Here is a 22,985-nt window from a genome sequence, read left to right as displayed (position 1 = left end):
AGATGGCGCAGGAGAAGATCGAGAAGCACGGCGGCGGCGATTCCGACGAGGAGTTCGACGACGCCGGCGGGGCGGGCCAGGAGCGGCGGGAGAAGCTCGGCGAGGACGTGGACACGATTCTCGACGAGATCGACGACGTGCTGGAGGAGAACGCCGAGGACTTCGTCCGCGCTTACGTGCAGAAGGGCGGCGAGTAGCCGCCTGCCCGTCGCGGCCGTCCCGGGTGCGGGGCGGTGTGCGGCGGGCGCGCTGGGCCGGAGGTTTCGCTCGGGGGCGCCGGGGGCAGGTTTGCTGTCGGCGTTGCCGGGCACGGGATGAGATGGGAACCGAGAGCACGTATGGACAACACCTCCTCTGGGGCGGGTTTTTCCGGACCCGGCCTGCCGTCGGCCTACTTTTCGCCGGCGTCGTCGTCGTTCGCGGATTTCGTGCGGGCGACCGCGCCGGAGCTGCTTCCCGCGCGGCGGGTGCCCGCGGGTGAGCTGGACGTGCCGCACGGCACCACGATCGTCGCGGTGGCGTTCGCCGGCGGGGTGCTGATCGCCGGGGACCGGCGGGCGACGTCGGGGAATCTGATCGCGAGCCGGGACATCGAGAAGGTGCACGTCACGGACGAGTACTCGGCGGTGGGCATCGCGGGGACCGCGGGGCTGGCCGTGGAGATGGTCCGGCTGTACGCGGTGGAGCTGGCGCATTACGAGAAGATCGAGGGCGTTTCGCTTTCGCTGGACGGCAAGACGAACAAGCTGGCCGGGATGGTGAAGGCGAACCTGGAGATGGCGATGGCGGGCCTCGCGGTCGTGCCGTTGTTCGTCGGGTACGACCTGGAGGCCGAGGACGCGAAGCACGCGGGCCGGATCGTGTCGTACGACGCGGCGGGCGGGCGGTACGAGGAGCACGCCGGGTACGCGAGCGTCGGTTCGGGTTCGCTGTTCGCGAAGTCGTCGCTGAAGAAGCTGTACGACCCGGACGCGGATGCGGACGCGGCGGTGCGGACGGCGCTGGAGGCGTTGTACGACGCGGCGGACGACGACACCGCGTCCGGCGGGCCGGATCTGGTGCGGCGGATTTTCCCGAACGTCATCACCATCACCGCGGAGGACGGCGCGGTGGTGCTGCCCGCGGAGCGGACGGGTGCGGTGGCCGAGGCGGTGGTGGCCGGGCGCGCGGAGCGCAATCACCACCGGCCGGTGTGAGGCCGCCGATGTCCGCTGAATCAATGACTGCCGAGTTTTCGGAGAACGTGGAGCCGACACCGTGACGATGCCGTTGTATGCCTCTCCCGAGCAGTTGATGCGGGAGCGTTCCGAGCTGGCGCGCAAGGGGATCGCGCGGGGCCGGAGCGTGGTGGTGCTGAAGTATTCCGGCGGGGTGCTGTTTGTCGCGGAGAACACTTCGGCGACTTTGCACAAGGTGGCGGAGATCTATGACCGGATCGGGTTCGCCGCGGTGGGCCGGTTCTCGGAGTTCGAGAATCTGCGGGTGGCGGGGATCCGGCACGCGGATCTGAAGGGCTACCAGTACGACCGCCGCGATGTGAGCGCGCGGGCGCTGGCGAACGCTTACGCGGCGACGCTGGGCAGTATTTTCACCGAGCAGCTGAAGCCGTTCGAGGTGGAGGTGTGCCTGGCGGAGGTCGGGGCGACCGCGGCCGAGGACCAGTTGTACCGGTTGACGTTCGACGGCGGGATTTTCGACGAGTCGCCGTTCGTGGTGATGGGCGGCCAGACGGATACCATCAGCGCGAAGCTGAAGGACGTGGTGGATCCGGAGCACGATCTGCGGACGGCGCTGGCGTCGGCGATCGAGGGGTTGCGGGCGACCGCGACGTCGAACGGCAACGGCCCGGCTGCCGAGACGGAGATCAAGCTCGAGGTCGCGGTGCTGGACCGGGCGCGGCCGCGGCGGGCGTTCCGGCGGTTGTCGGGGGCGGCGCTGGAGGCGTTGCTGCCGGCGAAGGAGGAGCCTGCCGAGAAGCCGGACGGGGACGGCGGCAAGGACGACTCGGGCGACGCTGGCAAGGGGTCGGCCGAGAAGGAGTGACGGAGCGGACTGGTGGGCCGTCGGCGGGTGCCGACGGCCCATCGTCGTTTTCCGGGATACTGGCGGGGTGACGTGTTCGCTCGTGACTCCGTGGTGGCGGCACCGGATCGCCGGGGACAGTTCCGCCGCGGGCGGCGTGGTTCCGACGGCGATTCTCGACTGGCGTGCTCCGCTGGTGCAGTCCCTGGTGCGGGCGACGGCGTCCGAGGATCGGCTGGCCGGGTTGCGGGCCGCGCACCGGGTGATCGCCGGGTCGGTGCGGCCGGTGTACGCGGTGCAGGAGCGGCAGCCGATCTCGCGGACGCTGCGCCGCGGGCGGGGTTCGTGCAGTCAGCGGCTGGCGGTGCTGGAGGGAGTCGCGCGGGCGCGGGGGATTCCGACGCGGGTGCGGGGTCTCGTCGTGGACGGCCGGTTCTGGTATCCGCGGTTTCCCCGGTCGAAGTTCCTGGTGCCGTCGCGGGTTCTGGTGGCGTGGCCGGAGTTCGGGGTTGCGGACGCGTGGGTGCCGGTGGGGGAGCTGTTCGGGCGGTTGACCGAGCTGGCGGCGGGTCCCGGGTTCACCAATGACAGCGGGGAAACGCTGTTCGACGCGGTGTCGCGCACGGCGATCGACTGGGACGGCGTCACCTGCGGGGTCGGCGGGGCGTGCGACCTGTCGGCGACCGTGCTGACGGATCTGGGCCGGTTCGATTCGCGCGACGACTTGTTCCGGCGGCACGGGCAGACGCTGTCCGGGCCGTTGACGACGCTCGTCGACCCGGTGCTCAGCCGGTGGGCGCCGCCTCAGAGCGCGTTGAGCCGCTGACGCAGGTGTGCGCGTTCCGGTTCGGTTCCCGCGTTGGCCAGCGCTTCCCGGTAGGCCGCCGCAGCTTCGTCGTCGCGGCCGAGGCGGTGCAGCAGATCGCCGCGGGCGGCGGCATACGGGTGGTAGCCCTGCAGCCGGGGTTCGTCGGCTAGACCGTCGAGGAGTTCCAGCCCGGCTTCGGGTCCGTCGCGCATCGCGACGGCGGCCGCGCGGTTGAGCGCGACGACCGGGTTCGGCGTGAGCGTCAGCAGGATGTCGTACAGCGCGACGATCTGCGGCCAGTCGGTGCCGGCGACGTCCGGTGCTTCGGCGTGGAGCGCGGCGATCGCCGCCTGCACCCCGTACGGCCCGGGCGGGCCGCCGGTGAGCGCGACCGGCACCAGCGCGCGGCCCTCGTCGATCAGCGCCGTGTCCCAGACTGTCCGGTCCTGGTCTTCGAGCAGGACGAACTCGCCGTCCGGGCCGGTGCGGGCGGCGCGGCGGGCGTGGACCAGCAGCAGGAGCGCGAGCAGTCCGGTGGTTTCGCGTTCGGCGGGCAGCAGGCGGTGCAGGATCCGGGCCAGCCGGATGGCTTCCTCGGCCAGGTCCGGACGCTGGACGTCCGGGCCGGAGCTGGCCGCGTAGCCCTCGGTGAACAGCGAGTACAGCACCTGCAGTACGCCGGGCAGCCGGGACCGCAGCTCGTCGCCGGCCGGGACGCGGAACGGGATGCGGTGGTCCCGGATCCGGTTCTTGGCCCGCACGATCCGTTTCGCCATGGTCGCGGTCGGCACGAGGAACGCTCGCGCCACCTCGGGCGTCGTGAGCCCGGCCAGGCAGCGCAGCGTGAGCGCGAGCCGGTCCTCGGCGGCCAGCGCCGGATGCGCGCAGGTGAAAAACAGCTGGAGCCGGTCGTCGGGCAGGTCGCCGTCCGCGCCGGGCAGCGGGGGAGGGTCGCTGCGCTCGGATTCCGCTTGCAGGACAGCGAGTTTCGCCGCGTACGCCTGGTCCCGGCGGAGCCGGTCGACGGCCTTGCGGCGCGCGGTGGTCATCAGCCACGCGCCGGGTTTCGGCGGGACGCCGTCCACCGGCCAGCGCACCAGCGCGGCCTCGACCGCCTCGGCGGCCACCTCCTCGGCGAGGTCGAGATCGCCGAAGCGGCGGACGAGCGCGCCGAGCAGGCGGCCGTGCTCCTCGCGGAACACGGCCGCCACGGACGCTCGCGCGTCAGGCATCGAAACGTTAGACACCGAAGCGTCAGGCATCGAAATCGGCGATCGGGCGGACCACGACCGAACCGTCCCGGGAGCCCGGGCAGCGGGCCGCCCAGTCGAGCGCCGCGTCGAGGTCCGGCACGTCCAGCACGTAGAACCCGCCCAGCAGCTCGCGGGTCTCGGCGAACGGGCCGTCGGTGGTGATCGAGCGCTCGCCGTCCGCACCGACCCGCACCTTCGTCGCGGTGACGAGATCGGCGAGCGACTCCCCGCTGACGAACACCCCCGCGTCGCGGACTTCCTTGTCGTAGGCCATCCAGTCCGCGGGCTCGCAGCCGGCGGCGCCGCCCTGCTCGGTGGCCGCGGAAGCGTGGATCAGCAGCAGGTACTTCATGGTCGGGCTCCTTCGTCGGTCAGCGCGGCCGTGGTGCCGCGTCGACCTCACCACGAACGGCGCCCGCCCGGATGGACAGGGCCCGGAAGAAAGTTTTCCGGACGATCCGCTCAGAAGGACGCAGGCGCGCTGCGGAAGTTCTGATCGGCGAAGGCGAGCATGTACGGGAGCGTCGCGCGGGCGGTGTGCCAGGTGTGGTTGAACCCGCGTTCGGCGTGCACCACGACCTCCTGGCCGCGCCGCTGCAACGACCCGGCGATGCGGTGCGCGGTCGCGACGTCGGTGGGCGCGCCGGTCCCGACGGTCAGCATCACGGCGATCTTCTGCGGGAACGGCATCGTCGGGATGTAGCGGCGCGGGGTGTTCGCCGCGATCGCCGCCTGGTTGCCGGCCAGGACACCGACCGAATCGGTCAGGTCGTCGTACGGCAGCGAGATCAGCAGCGTGCCGAACTCGTCGAGGTGGTGCAGGCCGATGTTCAGCGCGCCGAAGCCGCCGCCGGACATGCCGCCGAGCGCGCGGTGGCCGCGGTCGGCGTAGGTGCGGTAGTGCTTGTCGACCGCGGGCACGATGCCGCTGGCGAGATACGTTTCCAGCTGCGGCCCGCCGGGGACGTTGAGGCATTCCCAGTCGGTGCTCGGCCGGTTGGCGGTGAGGTCGACGCTCACGATGATCATCGGCTGGACGACGTGCGCGTCCTCGAGGCTTTTCAGCGTCTGCGGCGCGGAGCCGGAGGTGAGCCAGTCGCGCGGCCCGCCGTAGGGGTAGCCGTGGATGAGGTAGACGACCGGGTAGCGCCGGTTCGCGTTGGCCGGGTCGTGGTAGCCGGCCGGGAGGACGACGTAGTTCTCGCCGTTCTGCACGCCGTGCGCCGGGTCGGGCACGTTCAGCACCTCGGTGCTGCCGTTGCCGCTGGGCGGGGCCGCCGGACGGCCGGCGGAGGGGGAGCTGGCGGCGGTGCTCGGGTCCGAGTCCTCGGCCGGGTCGTCGCTGGTGCGGCGCAGCAGGGTGCCCGCGACGTTCATCGCGCCGGTGCCGCGCTGCAGCAGCCTGCCGAGGTCGCTGGGCGTGCGGACGTAGCCGACGTAGCTGTTCACCGCGGTGACCGCGGCGATCAGGAACAGCGCGATGGAGCCGTTGATCCCCCAGCGGCGGACGCGGCGGCGGTGCGCGAGCGCGATCGTGACAGCGAGGACCGCCGCGGCGGCCCCGGCGAAGGCGAGCCACAGCATGGGGGATTCGAGCGGGCCGAGGTCCCGGGCCTGCGAGGTGACCGACGGCGGCAGCACCGGGTCGACGGCCTGCGGGATCATCCGCGGCCTGCCTGACTCGGGCAGCTCGCACCGCGGGAGGAAAAACGCACTGAGTAGACCCCTGCCGTGAACTGGCGCGGACAGGACAGTCCGCACCTCGAAGATCACGCTAGGGACGGGTAGCTGTGGATTCGTTGAGAGAAGGTAAAGAAAGGGTCAAGAACCCGGTGCCGGGGCGCGAGAACACGCAGATCAGAACCGGGTTCGTGAGGTGCGGAGCGGGCAGAAACGCGGTGCCCGGTCAAGCACGGTGGAGTGGACCTTAGGGCAAGAACGCCCGGAAGTCACTGCCTGCGCCCAGTCCATGAGGGGGCGCAGAGTCCAATGCCAGGGACTTAAGACGGCTATGGGGTTGCGGTCGAGGTGTGCCGAGCCTGGGTCGTTCGGGGCCGGCACGGCTCTTGCCGACGAGGGTGGCGGGGCGGGTTTTGTCGTCCGTGAAGGACTCCTTGAGGGAATCAGATTCCCTCAAGGAGTCCTTCACGGACCTGCGACCACGGACGTCCGGGGCGCCGCTCGGTCAGGCGCCGCTGTCGGGATTGCGGTAGACGGTCAGCGCGCTCGGCCGCGACCGGAACCGGAACTCCCGTCCCAGCGGCCCGACCTCGCCGTCGGTGGCGACCCGGCGGTTGCCGTCGAGCAGCCGCACGTGCAGTTCCGGCAGGTCCCGCTGCCGGTAGACGTGGCTCGCGTGCAGGCTGTTGGTGAGGCTCGCGAACACGAACCGGGTCCGCGACCAGCGCAGGTCCGCGCGCACGTACCGGACGTCGAGCAGCCCGGTGTCCAGCGCCGGCCGGCGCGAGGGCGCGAAGCCCTTCGGCGCGTACGTGCCGTTGCCGACGAAGATCAGCCACACCTGCGTCGGCTTCCCGTTCAGCAGGACCCGCAGCGGCTTCGCGTGCCGCATCACGCGCACCAGCGCGATCGCCGCGGACGGCCACTTCGGGTAGCGGCTCTGCAGCTTTTCCCGCAGCCGCACCATTTCCGGGTACCCGCCGAGGCTGGCGGTGTTCACGAACCAGCGGTGGCCGGGCTCGCCGGACCCGTCGATCTCGACCTCCGCGAGATCGATGCCGACCGCGTGCCCGCCCTCGGTCGCCTCGTCCGCGTCCGGCATCGAGCGGACCCCGACGTCGCGGGCGAAGTGGTTGAGCGTCCCGGCCGGGATGAGCGCCAGCGGCAGCCCGCGCTCGGCGGCGACCGACGCGACGGCCGCGACCGTGCCGTCCCCGCCCGCCACGCCGAGCGCGCGGACCGAGCCGTGCGCTTCGATCTCGTCGGCGAGCTGGTCGCGCAGGTCCCGCGCCGGGTCCGGGTAGATCAGCGACGCCTTCGGCCACGCGTAGCGGACGTCCTCGGTCGGGTCCTGGCCGTTGACGCCCGAATGCGGGTTCACCAGCGCCAGCATGTCCTCGCCGTCGCGCATCTCCGGTGCCTGCGCCGCATGGGCGGTGCGGGCGCGCGCGTCCGGGTGCAGCGGCCACCAGTGCCGGGTCAGCACCGCGATCCCGGTCCCGATCGCGATCCCGGCGGCGACGTCGCTCGGCCAGTGCACGCCGGTGTGCACCCGGGAGTACGCGACCGCCCCGGCCAGCGGGACGACGGCGAGGCCGGCGCGCGGCGATTCCATCGCAACCGCGGCCGCGAACGCGGCGGCCGAAGCCGAATGCCCGGACGGGAACGACGACGACGTCGGCCGTTTCCGCAGCTGGCGGTGCTCCGGGACCTCCTCCTCGGCCGGACGGCGGCGCGGGAACAACGGCTTCGCGACCAGGTTCGCCGCGGCGCTCGCCCCCGCGATGGCGGCGATCCCGCGCAGCGCGCCCCGCCGCGCGGGGCCCTTCCGCACCGCCAGCACGGCCGCCACGCCCCACCAGAGCCGCGATTTGTCCGCACTCCGGGACAACGCGGTCACCAGGTCATCGGCGCGCGTGCGGGGGAGCGCCGCACTGCGCCGCATCAGCGCCCGATCCCGCCGCCCCACCTGCCGGAATGCCCGCCCGACCTGCTGGAACACTATCGTCCACCTCCGCTGGCCGAGCCGGGCCCGAGACCGGCCCCGGCGACCGGTTTCCGCCGCATTGTCACCACTTGCAACGTACCGACCGCGTGTCGCCGCCCGAACGGCGCACCTTCGGCGGGGGTCCAGCGCCTACTCTGGTGGGATGCAGCGGCGGATCTTTGGCATCGAGACCGAGTTCGGGGTCACGTGCACCTTTCACGGCCAGCGCAGGCTCTCCCCCGACGAGGTCGCGCGCTATCTCTTCCGGCGGGTCGTCTCGTGGGGACGCTCGTCCAACGTGTTCCTGTCCAACGGCTCCCGGCTCTACCTCGACGTGGGCTCGCACCCGGAGTACGCGACGGCCGAGTGCGACGACCTGACCCAGCTCGTCACCCACGACAAAGCAGGCGAACGGATCCTCGAGGACCTCCTCGTCGACGCCGAGCGCAGGCTCGCCGACGAGGGCATCGGCGGCGACATCTTCCTGTTCAAGAACAACACCGACTCGGCGGGCAACTCCTACGGCTGCCACGAGAACTACCTGGTGACCAGGGCGGGCGAGTTCTCCCGGATCGCCGACGTCCTGCTCCCGTTCCTCGTCACCCGCCAGCTCATCTGCGGCGCGGGCAAGGTCCTGCAGACCCCGCGCGGCGCGGTGTACTGCCTCTCCCAGCGCGCCGAGCACATCTGGGAGGGCGTCTCCAGCGCCACCACCCGGTCCCGGCCGATCATCAACACCCGCGACGAACCGCACGCCGACGCCGAACGGTACCGGCGGCTGCACGTCATCGTCGGCGACTCCAACATGGCCGAGCCCACGACCATGCTGAAGGTCGGATCGGCGCATCTCGTGCTCGAGATGATCGAGGCCGGGGTGCAGTTCCGGGACTTCACGCTGGACAACCCGATCCGGGCGATCCGCGAGATCAGCCATGACCTGACCGGGCGGCGGCAGGTGCGGCTGGCCGGCGGGCGGGAGGCGTCCGCGCTGGATATCCAGCGGGAGTACCACGCCCGGGCGGTGCAGCATTTGAAGGAGAACGGGTCTACGCCTGCCAACGAGCGGGTCGTGGAGCTGTGGGGGCGGGCGCTGGAGGCTGTTGAGGAGCAGGACTTCAGCAAGATCGACACCGAGATCGACTGGGCGATCAAGCATCGGCTGGTGGAGCGGTATCGGGCCAAGCACGACCTGGATCTGTCTAGTCCGCGGGTGGCTCAGCTGGATCTTGCGTACCACGACATCCGGCGTGGGCGTGGGGTTTTTGACCTGCTGCAGCGGAAGGGGCTCGTGCGGCGGGTTACCGACGACGGGGAGATTGAGGCGGCGAAGGATACGCCGCCGCAGACGACTCGGGCGAAGTTGCGAGGGGACTTTATTGCGGCGGCGCAGGCTGCTGGGCGGGACTTCACGGTGGACTGGGTGCATTTGAAGCTGAATGACCAGGCGCAGCGGACTGTGTTGTGCAAGGACCCGTTCCGGGCTGTGGATGAGCGGGTGGAAAGGCTCATAGGCTCGCTGTAGTTGGTCTTGAGTGTCACCAAACTGTGTTTGATGGCGCCGGCTTCGCCGTCGCGTGCGGGGTCGCTTTTAGCCGACGTTTGGGCTGAGCAACGGGAGGGGCCTTCGGCCTGTCCCGTTGCTCAGCCCAAACGTCGGCGCGACCCCGCGGTTGTGGTCGGGTGAGCCGTGGCTGGGGAACCGACGAAAGTTGTCGGTGGGGTGCGGCAGGATCTAGTCATGCGAGCGGTTCTGGTGCTGGTGGCTGTGCTGTCGGTGTTGCTGGGTGGGGTTGCGTCGGCGGCTGAGTTGCCATCTTGGCGGCTCGTGTCTACGGGGACGGCGGCGCAGTTTCGGGGGTTGTCTGCGGTTAGCGGGCGGGTCGCTTGGGTTAGCGGGACGCGGGGGACTGTGCTGCGGACGGTTGACGGCGGGCGTAGTTGGGGGTCGGTGGGGCCGCCTGCTGCGGGGGAGCTTGAGTTTCGGGATATTGAGGCGTTTGACGACCAGCGGGCTGTGGTGTTGTCGATTGGGCCTGGGGCGGATTCTCGGGTTTATCGCACTGAGGATGGCGGGCGCAGCTGGCGGCAGACGTTCAGTAATCCGGATGCTGCGGCGTTTTACGACTGTCTTGCGTTCTTTGATCCTTGGCGTGGGCTGGCGATGAGCGATCCCGTCAATGGGCGGTTTCGGGTGCAGGCCACGGTTGACGGCGGGCGTAGCTGGCGGCAGGTTCCGGACGACGCGTTTCCGGCTGCGGAGCCGGGGGAGGCTGGGTTCGCCGCCAGTGGGCAGTGCGTTGCCACCTCGGGGCCGTTCGATGCTTGGCTTGCCACTGGTGGCGGGAAGCATGCGCGGGTGCTGCACTCCGGAGACGGCGGGCGGCATTGGGCTGCCAGCGACACGCCATTGCCTAGCAGTGCGTCGTCTGGGGTGTTCGCGGTCGCGTTTCGGACGCCTTGGCAAGGGGTGGCGATCGGCGGGGACTACGCCAATCCGACTGCGGCTGGTCCTGCGGTGGCGTTGAGTCGCGACCGTGGGCGGACCTGGCGGACGCCGACCGAGTATCCCCGTGGCTATCGGTCCGGGCTTGCTTGGCGTGGCAGGACAGTGCTGGCTGTGGGGCCTGGCGGCAGCGACCTCAGCCGGGACGGCGGGCGGCATTGGCAGTCCTTCGACAGCGGCAGTTTCGACACCGTGGACTGCGCTGGCGGTGGGGCTTGCTGGGCCAGCGGGGCCAAGGGGCGGGTGGCGAAGCTGGTTCCGTGAGGGTGGACCCGATCCGGCGGTGAAAGCGGGCCGGGGCAACGCCGGGTGACCGGGCGGGTGCGAGGGGTCCCGTCGCTCGCGGGCGGTGCTACCTGGGGCGACGCGCGCGGGGCGGACCTCGCGATCGCCCGGGGCGGGGAGAGCTAGAGTCGTCTGGTGTCCACCGCACGCGCCGAACGGCTGGTCAACCTTGTGCTGGCCCTGCTCTCCACCCGGCAGTACCTCACCGCGGAGCGGATCCGCGGGATCGTGCCGGGATACGCCGACGCGGCCAGCGACGACGCCTTTTTCCGCACCTTCGAGCGGGACAAGACCGAGTTGCGGGAGCTGGGCATCCCGCTCGAGACCGGCCGCAACTCCGTCTTCGACCCCGTCGAGGGCTACCGCATCGCCCGCCGCGACTACGAACTCGGCGAGATCGACCTCGCGCCGGACGAGGCCGCGGCCGTCGGGCTCGCGGTCCGGTTGTGGGACTCGCCGGAACTCACCGGGCAGGCCCAAGGGGCGCTGGTGAAGCTGCGCGCGGCGGGGGTCGAGGTCGACGACCAGGCGCCGACGGTGATCGAGCCCCGGGTGCGTGCCGAGCCGGCGTTCGCGCCGATGCTCGCCGCGGTCCAGGCCGGACAGGCGGTGCGGTTCGAGTACCGCCGCAGCGGGTCGCCCGAGCGGCGGATCCGCACCCTGGAACCATGGGGCGTCGTGTCCTGGCGCGCCCGCTGGTACGTCGTGGGGCACGATCGCGACCGCGACGCGCCTCGATGCTTTCGGCTCTCTCGCGTAACCGGGAAAGTGGCGGCGATCGGGAAGCCGGGCGCGGTCGTCCGGCCCGAAGGGGTCAATCTGATGCAGCTCGTGTCCGTCACGGGCGGGAGCGAGGATCCGGCTCCGGTGACCACGGCGCGGTTGTGGATCGCCGACGGACGGGCGGCAGGGGTTCGCCGCCGCGGAGACGTCGTCGGAAGGGAGACTGTCGCGGGGGAGGAAGGCGACGTGATCGAGATCGGGCTGTACTTCCCCGAATCGGCCGCCGACTGGATCGCCGCGCAGGGACCGGACGTGCTCGTGCTCGAACCGGACGTCCTGGCCAAGTCCGTGCAGCACCGGCTCGAGGCCGTGCTCGCCCGCGCGGGACAGGGGAGCGGGCGATGAGCGCGTCCGGCGAACGCATGCCGCGCCTGCTCGCGCTGGTCCCGTACCTGCTGGCCCGCCCCGGCATCCGGATCGACGAGGCCGCACAGGACTTCGACGTCACGCCCCGCCAGCTGCGCAAAGACCTCGAACTGCTGTGGATGTGCGGCCTGCCCGGCTACGGCCCCGGCGACCTCATCGACCTGTCCTTCGAAGGCGACACCATCGTCGTCACCCACGACGCCGGGATGAGCCGCCCGCTGCGCCTCACCGGCGGCGAAGCCACCGCGCTGCTGGTCGCGCTGCGCGCGCTCGCCGAAACCCCGGGCGTGGCCGACGGCGACGCGGTCCGCCGCGCCATCGCCAAAATCGAGGACGCCGCAGGGCAAGCGCGCCCGGCTGGCGTCGTCGTCGGGGGAGGCGTCCGCGAAGGAGCCCGCGCCGCCCGCACCCGCGAGACCGTCTCCGGCGCGCTGCAGCAAGGCCGCGCGCTGCGGATGCGCTACTACACCGCGTCCCGCGACCAGATCACCGAACGCACCGTCGACCCGATGCGGCTGGTCATCGTCCAGGGCGTCGGCTACCTCGAAGCGTGGTGCCGGCGCGTCGAAGGCGTCCGCCTCTTCCGTCTCGATCGGGTGGACGACCTCACCGTATTGGACGAACCCGCAGCTCCGCCCGCCCACGCGCGGCCCACCGACCTGTCCGACGGCGTCTTCTCCGCCCGTCCCGATCAGCGGGTCGCGCATCTCGTGCTCGACCCCGACGCCCGCTGGGTCGCCGAGTACTACCCGTGCGAGGAACTCGACGAACTCGACGGCGGCCGCCTGCGCATCGCCATGCGCTACAGCGACGAGCCCTGGATGGTCCGCCTCGTGCTCAGCCTCGGCGGGGAAGCCCAGGTGGAGAGCCCCGCCACACTCGCCGAGGCAGTCGGTCGCCGGGCCGCCGACGCCGTGGCGCGTGCCCGTCACCTCACGTCCATCTCCGACCGATAAGGTGGTTTCAGTGCCGTACCTGCCCGTCTATGTGCTGCTCGCGGCCGGCCTGCTCGTCCTGGCCCTGCTGCTGGTACGGACCGCCGGAGTCTTGCGCCGCTTCCGCCGCACCATGAGCATGGTCAGTGCGGACACCCACGACCGGACCGGACTCGTCCGGGCCCGGTCCGCGGCACTCCGTGTGGCCGTGGCCGAACGCCGCCCGGCGCCCGGCAACAAGTAACATCGGCACAGACCCCAGACAAGGAGGGCAGGCGACCATGAACGCGCTGCAGCCGTGGCACATCATCGTTCTGGTGCTCGTGGTGGTTCTGCTGTTCGGAGCGAAGCGGCTCCCGGACGCGGCCCGGTCCATCGGCAAGTCCATGAAGATCTTCAAGGCCGAGACCAAGGACCTCACGGGCGAGCAGAAGGCGGAGGCCGAAGCCGAGTCCGCCGACACCCGGCACATCGCCCCGCCGGCCCCTCCCGCCCCTGCGCCGTCCGCCCAGACCGCGCAGGACAAGCAGTTCGCCGACCTCCAGCGCCAGCTCGACGAACTCAAGAAGCAGCAGGCGGCCGCCCCGGCCGACCAGCCGCAGAAGAACGCGAGCTGACCCTCCGCGCGCACCACCCGGTCCCCGGTCCACGGCGGCGCGCCGGCGAGGCGCGCCCCGCTGGGCTCTGACGAGAACGGAACGACCAGTGGCGGAAGCCGCCCACGGCAACGGCAGCCGGTCCAGCAAGCGGAGCCGGCGCAGCCGTCGGAAAAACCCCGACGGCACGATGACGCTCATCGAGCACATCTACGAGTTCCGCCGCCGCCTCGGCTGGGCGGTCGTCTTCGTCGTCATCGGCGCGATCTTCGGGTTCATCTGGTTCGGCCAGCGCTTCGGGCCGATCCCGTCGCTCGGCGACATCATGACCCACCCGTACTGCGCCATCCCGGCCTCGCAGCGGTTCGGCGGCGAGACCGGCTGCCGCCTGCTGCAGACCGTGCCGTTCGAAGTGTTCATGCTCCGCCTGAAGGTCGGCGTCGCGGCGGGCGCGGTCCTGCTGTCCCCGGCCTGGCTCTACCAGCTGTGGGCGTTCATCGCCCCCGGCCTCTACTCCAAGGAGCGCAAGTACGCGCTCACCTTCGTCGGCTTCGCCTCGGTGCTCTTCGCCGCCGGCGCGGTGCTGGCCTACCTGCTCGTCCCGCACGCGCTGGCGCTGCTCGCCGGCTTCGGCCAGGACCAGTTCGTCACCGCGCTCACCGGTGACAAGTACATCTCCTTCATCCTGTCGCTGCTGGTCATCTTCGGCGTCAGCTTCGAACTGCCGCTGCTCGTGGTGATGCTCAACCGCGTCGGCGTGGTCAAGTACCAGCAGCTCAAGAAGTGGCGCCGCGGCATCGTGTTCGCGCTGTTCGTGTTCGCCGCGTTCGCCACCCCCGGCTCGGACCCGTTCTCCATGCTCGGCCTCGCCGGCGCGCTCACCCTGCTGTTCGAGCTGGCGATCCAGATCGCCCGCTTCCACGACCGCAAGCTCGACCGCGCCCGCCAGGACGAGGGCTGGGACCAGCTCGCCGACGACGAGGCCGCGCCGTTCAGCTACACCCCGACCACCGCCGACGGCGACGAACCCGCCGCCCCGCAGAGCCCGCCGTCCGGCCGCTCGTCCACCGACGACATCACCTGACCGTGGGCCTGAACGCAGCACTGGCCGTGCACCCGGCCTCCGGTCGCGGCGCGGCCGCCCGCATCGCCGAAGCGGTCGCGGCGCGGCTGCGGCCCGCCGTCGACCGGCTCGACATCCTCACCGCCGGCAGCGTCGAGGAATCCCGCGCGCTCATGCGGTCCGCGCACGCCGAGGGCCTCGACGCGCTGATCGTCCTCGGCGGCGACGGCGCGGCCCACCAGGGCGTCCAGTTCTGCGCCGACCACGGCGTCGCGCTCGGCCTCGTCCCCTCCGGCACCGGCAACGACTTCGCCCGCGCCCTCGGCGTCCCGGCCGACCCCCGCGCCGCCACCGACGTCCTCGCGAAAGCCCTGCAGGCCGGCCGCCGCCGCAGCGTCGACCTCGGCCGCCTCGGCGAGACCTGGTTCGCCACCGTGCTGTGCGCCGGATTCGACGCCGCCGTCAACGCCCGCGCGAACGCGATGCGCTGGCCCGCCGGACCCCGCCGCTACGACCTCGCGATCCTCGCCGAACTCGCCGCGTTCCGGCCCCGCCCGATCGTCCTGCACACCGACGACGGCGTCCTCGAGCTCGAAGCGACCCTCGTCGCGGCGGGCAACACCCCGTACTACGGCGGCGGCGTCCCCATCTGCCCCGCCGCGGACCCCGAGGACGGCCTCTTCGACGTCACCGTCATCGGCACCCCCGGCCGCGCCCGCCTGCTGCGGATGCTCCCGCACCTGCGCACCGGCGAGCACGTCGGACGCCCCACCGTCCACACCTTCCGCACCCGCACCCTGCGGATCGAAGCACCCGGCTGGCCCGTCTACGCCGACGGCGAAGACCAGGGCGGCGCACCCGCCGAAGCGACCTGCGTGCCCTCCGCGCTCACCGTCGTCTCGTGAGCGCTGATGCCGGTCTGACCGTATCTTCACGTCCGTGAGGGGAACCCTGAGGGAATCAGATTCCCTCAGGGTTCCCCTCACGGACCGCAAACCCGCCCCCGGCACCGTCAGCGCCGGGTTAAGCTACGCGGCATTGGGTTAGAACCGGCATCGCCGCTCACGAGGACCGCGTGCGGACTGTCGGGGGCGTATGAAACCCTGACAGAGTGGCCACTAGCCCTTCACCATCGCCGGCCGAGGCCTACGCTGCCTCCCGTCGCCGCGCCAAGCACCCCCAGCTGACCCGGTTTTCCGCCGAATCGGCCTTCGAATTCGACGATTTCCAGATCCGCGGCTGCGAGGCGCTCGAAGAAGGCCACGGCGTCCTCGTCTGCGCCCCCACCGGAGCGGGCAAGACCGTGGTCGGCGAGTTCGCCGTCCACCTCGCCCTCGCCGAGGGCCGCAAATGCTTCTACACCACGCCGATCAAGGCCCTGTCGAACCAGAAGTACGCCGACCTCGTCGACCGCTACGGCAACGACGCCGTCGGCCTGCTCACCGGCGACACCTCGATCAACGGCAACGCCCAGGTGGTCGTCATGACCACCGAGGTGCTGCGCAACATGCTCTACGCGGGCAGCTCGGCCATCCCCGAACTCGGCTACGTCGTCATGGACGAGGTCCACTACCTCGCCGACCGCTTCCGCGGCGCGGTCTGGGAGGAAGTGATCCTCCACCTGCCCGGCCACGTCCGCGTCGTCGGCCTCTCCGCCACCGTCAGCAACGCCGAGGAATTCGGCGAATGGCTCGTCGAGGTCCGCGGCGACACCGCCGTCGTCGTCGACGAGCACCGGCCGGTCCCGCTGTGGCAGCACATGCTCGTCGGCAACCAGCTGCTCGACCTGTTCGCCGGCCAGAACGAGGCCGACCCGGGCGAACAGCTGCGGATCAACCCCACCCTGCTGCGCAAAACCGACGACATGGGCCGGTTCGCACCCAACTTCCGCGGCCCTCGCGGCGGACGCAGGGGAGCCCCGCCGCGCGGGCCCCGGTTCCGCCCGCCGTCCCGCGTCGACGTCGTCGAACGGCTCGACCACGCCGGGCTGCTGCCCGCGATCGTGTTCATCTTCTCCCGCGCCGGCTGCGACGCGGCGGTCGCCCAGTGCGTCCGCTCCGGCCTGCGGCTCAACGGCCCCGAACAGGTCGAGGAGATCCGCCGCATCGTCGACGAGCGCACCGCTGAGCTGCCCGAGGGCGACCTCGGCGTCCTCGGCTACTGGGAATGGCGCGAGGCGCTCGAACGCGGCTTCGCGGGCCACCACGCCGGGCTGCTGCCCGCGTTCAAGGAAACCGTCGAGGAGCTGTTCGTCCGCGGCCTGGTCAAGGTCGTCTTCGCCACCGAAACCCTCGCGCTCGGCATCAACATGCCCGCCCGCACCGTCGTGCTCGAACGCCTCGTGAAGTACAACGGCGAGGCGCACGTCGACCTCACCCCGGGCGAATACACCCAGCTCACCGGACGCGCCGGCCGCCGCGGCATCGACATCGAAGGCCACGCCGTCGTGTCCTGGCAGCCCGGCGTCGACCCGAAAGCCGTCGCCGGCCTCGCGTCCACCCGCACCTACCCGCTGCGTTCCTCGTTCCGCCCCGGCTACAACATGGCGGTCAACCTGGTCTCCCAGGTCGGCGCGGACGCCGCCCGCGACCTGCTGGAACAGTCGTTCGCGCAGTTCCAGGCCGACCGGTCGGTGGTCGGCACCGCGCGCCGGATCGAACGCAACAAGGAAGCCCTCAAGGGCTACACCGCCGCCATCTCCGGCGACTTCGACCAGATGCTCGAGTACGTCGAACTCCGCGCGCAGATCTCCGCCCGCGAGAAGACCCTGTCCCGGCAGAACACCTCCTCCCGCCGCGCCGAGACCGCCCAGTCGCTGGAGAAACTCCGCAAGGGCGACGTCATCCCGGTCCCGGCCGGCCGCCGCGCCGGGCTCGCCGTGGTCGTCGACCCCGGCCTCGACCCGATCCGCGAACCGCGCCCGGTCGTGGTCACCGAGGACCGCTGGTCCGGGCCGCTGTCGGTGTCCGACTTCCCGGCCCCGGTCGAAGCGCTCGGCCGGATCAAGCTGCCCAAGCACATCGAACTCCGCTCGCCCAAGACCCGCCGCGACATCGCCTCGTCGCTGCGCAATGCCGGCATCGCGCTGCCCGGACGGCAGCGCCGCCGCACCGCGGCCGCCGACGACGCCGAACTCGCCTCGCTGCGCCGCGCCCTGCGCGCCCACCCCTGCCACGGCCTCGCCGAACGCGAGGCCAACCTCCGCTGGGTCGAGCGCTACCAGCGGCTCTCCGCCGAAACCGAACAGCTCGAACGGAAGGTCGCGGCCACCACGCACTCACTGGCCCGCGCGTTCGACCGGATCCTGCGGCTGCTCGGCGAACGCGGCTACGTCCGGCCCGGCGACGGCGAGGACCGCGTCACCGAACACGGCCGCCGCCTCACCCGCCTCTACAGCGAATCCGACCTGCTCGCCGCCGAATGCATCCGGCACGGCGTCTGGACCGGCCTCGGCCCGGCCGAACTCGCCGCCGTGGTGTCCACGCTCGTGTTCGAAGCCCGCCGCGACACCGCGGGCGAACCCCGCCTGCCCGGCGGCGCGGTCCCCGGCGCGTGGCAGGAAACCAGCAGGCTGTGGGTCGAACTCACCGAGGACGAACGCCGCCACCGCCTCGACCGCACCCGCGAACCCGACGCCGGCTTCGCGTGGCCGGTCTACCGCTGGGCGCGCGGCGAATCCCTGGAGAAGGTCCTCACCGCGGCCGAGACCAACGGGCAGGAACTGTCCGCGGGCGACTTCGTCCGCTGGTGCCGCCAGGTCATCGACCTGCTCGACCAGGTCCGCGACGTCCTCGGCACGGAGGATCCGGTCGGCTCGGCCGCCAAACAGGCCGTGAAAGCGCTGCGCCGCGGCGTCGTGGCCGCGGGCGCGGCGTGACCGGGAGGGCACACCTTCGCAGCGACTGCGCGCGGACAGGTGTGCCAGGTCCAGACCTGTGGTTGGATCGCGCACGACACCCGCGGCCGGGCCCGCGGATGCGGACAGACGAAGGCGGAGGCTAACGATGAGCACGCCGTATGGCGGCAACGACCCGCGGCAGCAGCCCCAGTACGGGCAACAGCCCTACGGCCAGGACCCGCAGTACGGGCAGCAGCCGGGCGGCGCGTACCCGCAGAGCGGCCCGCAGCAGCAGCCCTACCCGCCCCAGCAGTACGGGCAGCAGCCCTACGGTCAAGACCCGCAGTACGGGCAGCAGCCCGGCGGCTACCCGCAACAACAGCAGCCGCAGCAGCCGCAGTGGGGCCAGCAGCCGCCGCAGTACGGGCAGCAGCCGCCGTCCTACGGCCAGCAGCAGTACGGCGAGCCGCAGCAGCAGTACGGCGGCCAGCAGCCCGGCCAGTACGACTACGGCCAGCCCGGCGGCGCCGCTCCCGAGCCTTCCGGCGGCGGGTCGAAAAAGGGCCTGTTCATCGGGATCGGCGCGCTCGTCGTCGTGGTCGCGGTCGTGGCGATCCTCGGCTTCGTCGCGCCCGGCTTCTTCAAGACCCAGGTCTTCAACAACAACCAGATGCAGACCGACGTCGCGAAGCTGCTCACCGACACCTACAAGATCCAGGGCGTCAGCGGGGTCACCTGCCCGGCCGAGCAGAAGGTGGAGGACGGCGCGAAGTTCGAATGCACCGCCACCGTGAACGGCAAGCCGCAGCAGGTGCCGATCACGGTCAAGGGCACCGACGGCAACTACGAGGTCTCGCCGCCCGCGGCCAAGTGACCCCAGTCAATTCGGTGGCGGTCCGGCGGCCGCCCCGGCGATGATCGGGGCATGAGCGACCGCACCGTCCGCATCCTCCGTCCCGACGAGCAGCGCGAGGCCTGGAATCTGTTCCGGGCCGCGTTGCACGTCCAGCCGGGCACCGACGAGGAATGGGACCGCGTCTCCGCGGCCTACTCGGCCGAGCGCAGCTGGGGCGTGTTCGAACCTGACCTGATCGGCACCGCGCGGTCGTTCGACGCGGAGATGGTCGTCCCCGGCGGAGCGCGGCTTCCGCTGGCCGCGGTCACCGGAGTCGGCGTCCGCGCCGGACGGACCCGGCGCGGCGTGCTCAGCGCGCTGCAGGCCGCGCAGCTGGCGGACTTCGCCGAACGCGGCGTCGCGCTCGCGTTGCTGTACGCGTCGGAAGGCACGATCTACGGCCGCTACGGCTACGGAATCGCGACCCTGGCGAAGCGGGTCGTGGTGGACAAGCACCGCGCGCAGCTGCGCCCGGACGTGCCGGCCGGGGGAGAAGTCACCGTCCTCGGCATCGACGAGGCCGCCCCGAAATGGCCCGAGCTGTACGCCGAGACCGCGATGGGCCGCGTCGCCGCGATGACCCGCTCCGAGGTCTACTGGCCCGGCTACGAAGCGCAGGCGCGCCGCCGCGCGAAACTGGTCCAGACCGCCGTGCACCGCGGCCAGGACGGCGTCGACGGCTATCTCACCTACTACGTCGAGGAAGACGCCAACCACCACGCGAAACTGCAGGTGATGGCGTTCCACTACGCCAACCCGGCCGCGTTCGCCGGCCTGTGGCGGTTCCTGCTGTCGGTGGACCTGGTCGACGAGATCGTCCTCCCGATGCGCCCGCTCGACGAACCGCACGCCCTGCTGTTCACGGACCCCCGCATGGCGAAAACCGAAAGCACCGAAGACGAAAGCTGGCTCCGGCTGGTCGACGTGGAGGCCGCGCTCGCCGCCCGCACCTACGGATCGGCCGAACCCGTCGTCCTCGAAGTCTCCGACCGGTCGTTGCCCGGCAACGACGGCCGCTACCGCGTCGGTCCGGACGGTGCCTCCCGCACCGAGGAGGAACCCGCGCTGCGCCTCTCGGCGGACACTCTCGCGATGCTCTACTTCGGAACGTGGCGCGCGTCGTCGCTCGCGGACACCGGCCGGATCGAGGTGCTCGACCCGGCCGCGCCCGCCGCCGCCGACGTTCTGTTCGGCACGCGCGAATCGGTGTGGTGCGGTACGGTCTTCTGACCGTTGACCAGAGGTTTCGCGCAGAGGAGCGGGTTTGATGCGCGCCGTGCGGGTGCTGCTGTTGTGCGGCTTGGGAATCCTCGCCGCCGCGGGCTGCGACAGCGGGACGCCCCCGCCCGCGGTCCACACCGTCACTGTCACGCCGAGCAGCCCCGCGCAGCCGGGCGTCGCGCCGTCGTCCGCACCGGAGTCTTCCGCGGCGATGCGGGTCTTCGACTCCCGGGCGATGGCCTCGGCGGTCACCCGGCTGCTCACCACCGACTACAAGATGACCGACGTCGGCAAGGTGTCCTGCCCGGACCGCCAGCCGGTCGCCGACGGCTCGCGCTTCCAGTGCACTGTGGACATCGCGGGCACGACGAAACACGTCCCCATCACGGTCACTGGCGCGGACGGCAAGTACAAGGTGGACCCGCCGCGGTAAATCCGATAGCCGCGCGGGCGGCGCATTGGTTCAATCGGGTCATGAGCGACTACGCGGTCCGCCCGATCACCGAAGCAGAATGCCGTCCGACTTTCGACCTGCTGGTGCGGTCCCTGCACGGAAACCCGCCGCCGGACGAGCGTTGGGAGCGGGTCCGCGAGTCCTGGACGGCGGAGGGGCGGACCGGCGCGTTCCACGACGGCGAGCCGATCGGCATCGCCAGCTCTTTCCCCACCACGCTCACCGTCCCCGGCGGCGCGACGCTGGAGATGGCGGCGGTCGACGGCGTCGGCGTCCGCGCGGACTGGACCCGCCGCGGCGTGCTCACCGCGATGATGGACGCGCAACTGCACGACTTCGCCAAACGCGGTTTCCCGGTCGCCGCCTTGCACGCCAGCGAAGCGCTGATCTACGGCCGCTTCGGCTACGGCGTCGCGACCCGCATGGCCACCATGCAGGTCAAGAAACCGGCCCCGCTGCGCGAGGGCGTCGCCGCCTCCGGCCGGGTCCGGCTGCTGTCCACCGACGAGGCGATCGAGACGATTCCCGCGCTGTACCGGCGAATGGACTCCGGCCGCCCCGGCGCGATCGTCCGCCCGGACCTGTGGTGGCCGATCGCGTTCAACTGGCATCTCTACGCCGACGGCGGCAACCACCGCGTCGCCGTCCACACCGGACCGGACGGCGACGACGGCTTCGCCAAGTTCCACGTCGTGCCGCAGAACACCTACCTCGACCCCGAACGCGGCGCCGCCCTCGAAATCCACGACCTGCACGCGGCGAACCCCGAAGCGCTCGCCGGACTGTGGCGGTTCCTGCTCTCGGTCGACCTGGTGGAGGTCGTGAACGTCCGCGGCCGCCCGGTCGACGACCCGGTGGGCCTGCTGCTGGCCGACCCGCGCCGCGCGCAGACGATCGGCGTGGACGACGAACTGTGGCTGCGGCTGATCGACGTCCCTGCCGCGCTCGCCGCGCGCACTTACGGTGCTGCGGAACCGGTGGTGCTGGAAGTGCAGGATCGGATGCTGCCGGGCAACCGCGGCCGGTACCGGGTCGGCAGCGACGGGGTCGAGTGCACCGGCGCCGACGCGGACCTGCAGCTCGACGTCGACACCCTGGCGATGCTGTACCTCGGCGGCTGGGAGGCCGGTCCGCTGGCGCTGTCCGGCCGGATCACCGGCGCCAACGCGGAAACCCTCGCCCGGACGGATGCGCTGTTCCGCACCCGGACCCAGCCCTGGACCGGCACGCACTTCTAGGGTTCCAGCGCTGGAACCAGCCTTCGGCGGTCAGGCTTTCGGCAGCGCCGCCAGCAGCCGCTCCACCGAACGGCCCAGGTTCCAGCGCTCCGCCAGTTCCGCGACCCGGTCCGGATCGGCGGGCGAGGTAGGCACGGCGTCCGGCCCGGACTGCTCGACCGGCGCGTCCACCGCGACCCGCACCACGGTGGGCGCGACCGCCAGGTAATCCGCCGCGTCGGAGAGCCGCAGCCGGGTCTTCAACGGCACCCGCGCATCCCCGGCCGAGGCCGCGGCGACGAGCTCCTCCAGCGAACCGAACTGGGTGATCAGCTTCGCCGCGGTCTTCTCGCCGATCCCGGCGACACCGGGCAGCCCGTCCGACGGGTCGCCGCGCAACGCGGCCATGTCTGCGTACGCGGGCCCGGCGTGCTCGGCGGGCACCCCGTACTTTTCGGCGATTTCCCGCTGTCCCAGCACTTCCGCCTTCGCCCAGCCCTTGCCGACGTAGACGACCGACGTCGGCGTCGGCTCCTCGCGCACCAGCTGGAACAGGTCGCGATCGCCGGTGATCACCTCGACCGGCGCGTCCTTCTCCCGGGTGGCGAGCGCGCCGATCACGTCGTCCGCCTCGTACCCGGCGGCCTCCGCGACGGCGAACCCGAACGCCTCCAGCACGTCCAGGATGATCGGCACCTGCGGCGTCAGCGTGTCGGGCACCTCCTCGACGTCCGCCGCGCCGTCCCCGGGCTCCGCGACCCGGTGCGCCTTGTAGCTCGGCAGCAGATCGGTGCGGAACTTCGGCCGCCAGTCCGCGTCGAGACAGGCGACCAGCCGCGACGGGCGGCGGTCGGTCAGGATGCGCGCGATCGTGTCGGTGAACCCGCGCACGGCGTTGACCGGCGTCCCGTCGGGCGCGGTCATGGAATCGGGCAGCGCGTAGAACGAGCGGAAGTAGAGGCTCGCGGAATCGAGGAGAGCGAGTGGTCCGGTCACCCGCACAGCCTGCCACGTCCGGCCCGCATCAGGGTGTCCGACGCGCGTCCGTGTCAGGGTGGGCGGGGCGGGGCGGCGCGCCG

At 71.6% G+C, this 22,985-nt stretch carries 22 protein-coding genes; 17 read left to right on the top strand and 5 right to left on the bottom strand.

Going from position 1 to position 22,985, the window contains the following annotated elements; translation table 11 throughout:
* The first annotated feature begins 2 nt into the window (after positions 1-2).
* The 4 genes from ACFSVL_RS15405 to ACFSVL_RS15390 all read left to right on the top strand — a co-directional run bounded on the left by ACFSVL_RS15405 (position 3) and on the right by ACFSVL_RS15390 (position 2,848).
* Complete coding sequence (locus tag ACFSVL_RS15405) at positions 3-197, top strand: ubiquitin-like protein Pup (RefSeq protein ID WP_037806475.1); 195 nt, start codon at positions 3-5, stop codon at positions 195-197.
* 141 nt (positions 198-338) lie between these two features.
* On the top strand, positions 339-1,196 hold the full coding sequence (prcB, locus tag ACFSVL_RS15400) for a proteasome subunit beta (RefSeq protein WP_378304627.1): 858 nt from the start codon (positions 339-341) through the stop codon (positions 1,194-1,196).
* Positions 1,197-1,257: 61 nt separating this feature from the next.
* The gene (gene prcA, locus ACFSVL_RS15395; protein ID WP_378304625.1) at positions 1,258-2,043 is read left to right on the top strand and encodes a proteasome subunit alpha; all 786 of its coding nucleotides are present in this window, start codon (positions 1,258-1,260) and stop codon (positions 2,041-2,043) included.
* A 67-nt stretch (positions 2,044-2,110) separates the two neighbouring features.
* Entirely contained in the window at positions 2,111-2,848 is a 738-nt protein-coding gene (locus ACFSVL_RS15390) for a transglutaminase domain-containing protein (protein ID WP_378304623.1), read from the top strand.
* On the opposite strand, the gene ACFSVL_RS15385 is transcribed toward ACFSVL_RS15390, so the two are convergent.
* From ACFSVL_RS15385 to ACFSVL_RS15370, 4 genes are all read right to left on the bottom strand, one after another.
* Positions 2,827-4,062 (bottom strand): RNA polymerase sigma factor, encoded by a 1,236-nt coding sequence (locus tag ACFSVL_RS15385; RefSeq protein ID WP_378304621.1) that lies wholly within the window; start codon positions 4,060-4,062, stop codon positions 2,827-2,829. The genes ACFSVL_RS15390 and ACFSVL_RS15385 overlap by 22 nt on opposite strands.
* Before the next feature lie 22 nt (positions 4,063-4,084).
* Positions 4,085-4,435 carry a YciI family protein gene (locus tag ACFSVL_RS15380; RefSeq protein WP_116204978.1) on the bottom strand — a complete coding sequence of 117 codons (351 nt, stop codon included), beginning with the start codon at positions 4,433-4,435 and terminating at the stop codon, positions 4,085-4,087.
* A gap of 110 nt (positions 4,436-4,545) precedes the next feature.
* On the bottom strand, positions 4,546-5,748 hold the full coding sequence (locus ACFSVL_RS15375; RefSeq protein WP_378304619.1) for an alpha/beta hydrolase: 1,203 nt from the start codon (positions 5,746-5,748) through the stop codon (positions 4,546-4,548).
* 520 nt (positions 5,749-6,268) lie between these two features.
* Entirely contained in the window at positions 6,269-7,708 is a 1,440-nt protein-coding gene (locus tag ACFSVL_RS15370; RefSeq protein WP_378304691.1) for a bifunctional phosphatase PAP2/diacylglycerol kinase family protein, read from the bottom strand.
* A gap of 205 nt (positions 7,709-7,913) precedes the next feature.
* On the opposite strand from ACFSVL_RS15370, the gene pafA reads away from it, so the two are divergent.
* The 13 genes from pafA (at position 7,914) to ACFSVL_RS15305 (ending at position 21,927) form a co-directional block, all read left to right on the top strand.
* Entirely contained in the window at positions 7,914-9,272 is a 1,359-nt protein-coding gene (gene pafA, locus ACFSVL_RS15365) for a Pup--protein ligase (RefSeq protein ID WP_378304617.1), read from the top strand.
* Positions 9,273-9,488: 216 nt separating this feature from the next.
* Positions 9,489-10,517, top strand: coding sequence for a WD40/YVTN/BNR-like repeat-containing protein (locus ACFSVL_RS15360; RefSeq protein ID WP_378304615.1), 1,029 nt, complete (start codon positions 9,489-9,491; stop codon positions 10,515-10,517).
* A gap of 156 nt (positions 10,518-10,673) precedes the next feature.
* Complete coding sequence (locus ACFSVL_RS15355) at positions 10,674-11,666, top strand: helix-turn-helix transcriptional regulator (protein ID WP_378304613.1); 993 nt, start codon at positions 10,674-10,676, stop codon at positions 11,664-11,666.
* Positions 11,663-12,643: a helix-turn-helix transcriptional regulator gene (locus tag ACFSVL_RS15350; protein WP_378304611.1), complete on the top strand. Its 981-nt coding sequence runs from the start codon at positions 11,663-11,665 to the stop codon at positions 12,641-12,643. The genes ACFSVL_RS15355 and ACFSVL_RS15350 overlap by 4 nt, the downstream gene beginning before the upstream one ends.
* Positions 12,644-12,653: 10 nt before the next feature.
* A complete protein-coding gene (locus ACFSVL_RS15345) occupies positions 12,654-12,866 on the top strand; it encodes a bacteriophage holin (RefSeq protein ID WP_378304610.1) in 213 nt (70 codons plus the stop codon).
* A 37-nt stretch (positions 12,867-12,903) separates the two neighbouring features.
* The gene (tatA, locus tag ACFSVL_RS15340; RefSeq protein ID WP_378304608.1) at positions 12,904-13,239 is read left to right on the top strand and encodes a Sec-independent protein translocase subunit TatA; all 336 of its coding nucleotides are present in this window, start codon (positions 12,904-12,906) and stop codon (positions 13,237-13,239) included.
* 88 nt (positions 13,240-13,327) lie between these two features.
* Positions 13,328-14,302 carry a twin-arginine translocase subunit TatC gene (gene tatC, locus ACFSVL_RS15335; RefSeq protein WP_378304606.1) on the top strand — a complete coding sequence of 325 codons (975 nt, stop codon included), beginning with the start codon at positions 13,328-13,330 and terminating at the stop codon, positions 14,300-14,302.
* A 2-nt stretch (positions 14,303-14,304) separates the two neighbouring features.
* Positions 14,305-15,186, top strand: a complete 882-nt coding sequence (locus ACFSVL_RS15330; protein ID WP_378304604.1) for a diacylglycerol/lipid kinase family protein — start codon at positions 14,305-14,307, stop codon at positions 15,184-15,186.
* A 206-nt stretch (positions 15,187-15,392) separates the two neighbouring features.
* Complete coding sequence (locus tag ACFSVL_RS15325) at positions 15,393-18,158, top strand: DEAD/DEAH box helicase (RefSeq protein ID WP_378304602.1); 2,766 nt, start codon at positions 15,393-15,395, stop codon at positions 18,156-18,158.
* Between the two features lie 127 nt (positions 18,159-18,285).
* Positions 18,286-18,993, top strand: coding sequence for a DUF4333 domain-containing protein (locus tag ACFSVL_RS15320; RefSeq protein WP_378304600.1), 708 nt, complete (start codon positions 18,286-18,288; stop codon positions 18,991-18,993).
* Between the two features lie 51 nt (positions 18,994-19,044).
* On the top strand, positions 19,045-20,244 hold the full coding sequence (locus ACFSVL_RS15315; RefSeq protein ID WP_378304598.1) for a GNAT family N-acetyltransferase: 1,200 nt from the start codon (positions 19,045-19,047) through the stop codon (positions 20,242-20,244).
* A 37-nt stretch (positions 20,245-20,281) separates the two neighbouring features.
* Positions 20,282-20,668 carry a DUF4333 domain-containing protein gene (locus ACFSVL_RS15310; RefSeq protein ID WP_378304596.1) on the top strand — a complete coding sequence of 129 codons (387 nt, stop codon included), beginning with the start codon at positions 20,282-20,284 and terminating at the stop codon, positions 20,666-20,668.
* Between the two features lie 41 nt (positions 20,669-20,709).
* On the top strand, positions 20,710-21,927 hold the full coding sequence (locus ACFSVL_RS15305; RefSeq protein WP_378304595.1) for a GNAT family N-acetyltransferase: 1,218 nt from the start codon (positions 20,710-20,712) through the stop codon (positions 21,925-21,927).
* 30 nt (positions 21,928-21,957) lie between these two features.
* Here the strand turns inward: ACFSVL_RS15305 and ACFSVL_RS15300 are convergent, their stop codons facing one another.
* Positions 21,958-22,902, bottom strand: a complete 945-nt coding sequence (locus tag ACFSVL_RS15300; protein ID WP_378304593.1) for a 5'-3' exonuclease — start codon at positions 22,900-22,902, stop codon at positions 21,958-21,960.
* Positions 22,903-22,985: the final 83 nt, after the last annotated feature.

The sequence above is a fragment of the Amycolatopsis silviterrae genome, assembly GCF_042684085.1.
Classification (GTDB): Bacteria; Actinomycetota; Actinomycetes; order Mycobacteriales; family Pseudonocardiaceae; genus Amycolatopsis; species Amycolatopsis silviterrae.
The sequence above is the reverse complement of the archived record's forward strand: the minus strand, read 5'-3'. Positions and strand labels throughout refer to the sequence as shown.

Bases quoted from the DNA above. Each gene is read 5' to 3' on its own strand.
- ACFSVL_RS15360 (WP_378304615.1), top strand. From the start codon at position 9,489: ATGCGAGCGGTTCTGGTGCTGGTGGCTGTGCTGTCGGTGTTGCTGGGT.
- ACFSVL_RS15320 (WP_378304600.1), top strand. From the start codon at position 18,286: ATGAGCACGCCGTATGGCGGCAACGACCCGCGGCAGCAGCCCCAGTAC.
- ACFSVL_RS15315 (WP_378304598.1), top strand. From the start codon at position 19,045: ATGAGCGACCGCACCGTCCGCATCCTCCGTCCCGACGAGCAGCGCGAG.
- ACFSVL_RS15305 (WP_378304595.1), top strand. From the start codon at position 20,710: ATGAGCGACTACGCGGTCCGCCCGATCACCGAAGCAGAATGCCGTCCG.
- ACFSVL_RS15380 (WP_116204978.1), bottom strand. From the start codon at position 4,435: ATGAAGTACCTGCTGCTGATCCACGCTTCCGCGGCCACCGAGCAGGGC.
- ACFSVL_RS15350 (WP_378304611.1), top strand. From the start codon at position 11,663: ATGAGCGCGTCCGGCGAACGCATGCCGCGCCTGCTCGCGCTGGTCCCG.
- ACFSVL_RS15310 (WP_378304596.1), top strand. From the start codon at position 20,282: ATGCGCGCCGTGCGGGTGCTGCTGTTGTGCGGCTTGGGAATCCTCGCC.
- pafA (WP_378304617.1), top strand. From the start codon at position 7,914: ATGCAGCGGCGGATCTTTGGCATCGAGACCGAGTTCGGGGTCACGTGC.
- ACFSVL_RS15385 (WP_378304621.1), bottom strand. From the start codon at position 4,062: ATGCCTGACGCGCGAGCGTCCGTGGCGGCCGTGTTCCGCGAGGAGCAC.
- tatA (WP_378304608.1), top strand. From the start codon at position 12,904: ATGAACGCGCTGCAGCCGTGGCACATCATCGTTCTGGTGCTCGTGGTG.
- prcB (WP_378304627.1), top strand. From the start codon at position 339: ATGGACAACACCTCCTCTGGGGCGGGTTTTTCCGGACCCGGCCTGCCG.
- ACFSVL_RS15370 (WP_378304691.1), bottom strand. From the start codon at position 7,708: ATGCGGCGCAGTGCGGCGCTCCCCCGCACGCGCGCCGATGACCTGGTG.
- ACFSVL_RS15405 (WP_037806475.1), top strand. From the start codon at position 3: ATGGCGCAGGAGAAGATCGAGAAGCACGGCGGCGGCGATTCCGACGAG.
- ACFSVL_RS15375 (WP_378304619.1), bottom strand. From the start codon at position 5,748: ATGATCCCGCAGGCCGTCGACCCGGTGCTGCCGCCGTCGGTCACCTCG.